This is a genomic window from Bacillus gaemokensis (assembly GCF_001590835.1).
GTDB classification, from domain to species: Bacteria; Bacillota; Bacilli; order Bacillales; family Bacillaceae_G; genus Bacillus_A; species Bacillus_A gaemokensis.
Genome location: NZ_LTAQ01000057.1, coordinates 2,881 through 3,906, shown reverse-complemented (window position 1 = coordinate 3,906; position 1,026 = coordinate 2,881). Strand labels below are relative to the sequence as shown.

At 35.5% G+C, this 1,026-nt stretch carries 1 protein-coding gene; it reads right to left on the bottom strand.

The annotated features are described in order from the left end of the window. Positions 1-1,026: amino acid adenylation domain-containing protein (locus AZF08_RS24815; protein ID WP_161486809.1), on the bottom strand; the 1,026-nt coding region annotated here is incomplete at both ends.

Sequence of the window (1,026 nt, the reverse complement as noted above, 5' to 3'; positions counted from 1 at the left end):
GGGAGTTCTTTTGAAAGTTCACTTCTAAGTTTTCCAACCGTTAGTGAATCATCTCCAACATAATACGCACACAATTGTTTTAATCCATCTTTATCTTCTCTAGCAATTATAATGGCCTCTTGAATCAATTCTATTTCCAGGAGTGCCGTTTCTACTTCACCAGTCTCAATCCGGTAACCACGAATTTTGACCTGATGATCCATTCTTCCTAAATATTCGATACTTCCATCTGGTAACCATCTTGCCAAATCACCAGTTTTATACATCTTTTCTTCTGGACTAAATGGATTTTCTACAAATTTCTCTTTTGTCAAATCTGAGCGATTTAAATAACCTCGTGTTACCCCATCACCAGCAATGCATAACTCACCCCTAACTCCTATTGGCTGAAGTTGTAATTGATCATCCATAATATACATTCGAGTGTTAGCAATTGGTTTACCTATACTAAGTTGTGATTTTATAACCCGTTCAATTGATGACCAAACAGTTGTCTCTGTGGGACCATACATATTATAAATTGAAGCATCTGTATAAGTTCTCAACTGTTCATATAGCCCTGGAGGCATTGCCTCTCCTCCAATCATCAACATTTTCAATTTTCCCAAGGCCCTAATTCCTTCTTTTTGATTCATGAAAAGTTTAATTCTTGAAGGTGTCCCCTGCATAACTTCTACTGAATGACGATTAACAAGTTGATTAAAAGCTTCTCCTTCCGTCAATGCTTTTGAATCAGCCATAACCACTTTCAAGCCGTTCACCAGTGGCAAAAGTGATTCCAAGACAAAAATATCGAACGAAAAAGTTGTCATACATAATATAGACACATGTTCCATAATTGGAATTTTATTAATTATAGCCTGAATAAAATTATGGATAGACAAATGTTCTACCATAATCCCTTTCGGTCTTCCTGTAGAACCTGATGTATAAATCACATACGCCAATTGATTAGATGTTACTATTGATTCTAAATTCGATCCATCTTTATGATAAGAAGCTTCATCATTCAAATTCACAAGTTTT